1 protein-coding gene is annotated in these 1281 nt (G+C 71.1%); it reads right to left on the bottom strand.

Features of this window, described 5'->3' with window-relative positions:
- Positions 1 to 208: 208 nt before the first annotated feature.
- Positions 209 to 994 carry an FhaA domain-containing protein gene (locus AC1DP0_RS21990; RefSeq protein ID WP_478088734.1) on the bottom strand — a complete coding sequence of 262 codons (786 nt, stop codon included), beginning with the start codon at positions 992 to 994 and terminating at the stop codon, positions 209 to 211.
- Between the last annotated feature and the right edge of the window lie 287 nt (positions 995 to 1281).

The raw sequence follows: 1281 nt of genomic DNA, 5'->3' as shown, positions 1-1281 counted from the left end.
GTCCTGCTTCTGGGCCTCCTTGAGCGCCTTGCGCTTGCCGCGTCGGCTCACCGCCGTGCCGTAGATGTCGGTGCGCAGCACCCCCACGACGCTGAAGATGAAGATCCACAGCAAGGCCAGCAGACCCAGCCGCAGCAGGGTCAGGGTCAGTTCACTCATGCGTCACCCGACGTCATCGCCCCAGGGAGGTCCGCGGAGATCATCGGGCTCACCGGCGTCCCGCGCGGAACGTCGCGGACGTGCGGCCGATGGTCAGGCGGTCGCCGTCCTGCAGCCGCTGGCTCGAGATGCGGTCGCCGTTGACGAAGGTGCCGTTGGTCGAGTTGAGGTCGCGGATCGAGGTGACGAGGTGCGGCCCGTCGGTGGTGACGCGGATCTCGCTGTGCCGGCGTGACACGCCGGGGTCGTCGATGACGATGTCGGCGGTCTCGTCGCGGCCGAGGGTGGTGAGGCTGCCGAGGAGGGGGTAGCGGTCACCGGCGATGTCGAGCCACGGGCGGGCGGAGGGGTTGGACCGCGAGGCGGGGCGCTGGACCGGGGCCTCGTCGACGGCCGTCCCGGCACTGGCCTGCGGCCGGGGTGCGGCGGGTGCCTGCTCGCGGGCGGAAGGCTCGCGCCCGGCGGCCTTCGCGGTGGCGGGCCGGACCCGGAAGACGCCGGTCTCGAGGCCCTCGCCCTCGACGAGCTGCACCTCGAGGGGTCCGCCGGGCTGGTAGCCCTGGGAGTCGGCGTGCTCCTGCGCTGCGGCGACGAGGTCGTCCGACAGGTCCTCCTCGTAGTCACCGAGCCGGTCGTAGTCGGTCTGGCTGAGCTCGATGGTGTAGAGGTTCGGCACCATCGCGCGGCCGTGACCGAGCAGGGCGGCGCGATCGTCCATGGCGCGACGGATCGCGGACGCGATCTCGACGGGCTGCACCTCCGACTTGAATGCCTTGGCGAAGGCGCCGTGGACAGCCTTGGCCAGACCGTGCTCGACACGGTTGATGATTCCCACGCCGTCTCCTCCTTCGTGTTGAGCGCTCTTGCCGGGCGCCTCATCGTAACCGGGTCGGCCCCGGCACCCCCCAACCGACAGCCGGAGGGCCCCCGCGCGGCACCCGTCCGGGCCCCGATCCTGGATGCGTGGATTTGTCCTCTCGCGCGGTCATGGGACGATCGCACGGGTCCCGAGGCGGGACCGCGCACATGGTCAGGCCAGCAAGGAGTGCTCGATGGGCAAGGACGAGACCGGCACCACCGAGAGCCAGGGCATCCCCGGCTTCTCGACGTACAGCTCCATCC

Source organism: Terrabacter sp. P5_B1, from assembly GCF_056400505.1.
The sequence above is the reverse complement of the archived record's forward strand: the minus strand, read 5'-3'. Positions and strand labels throughout refer to the sequence as shown.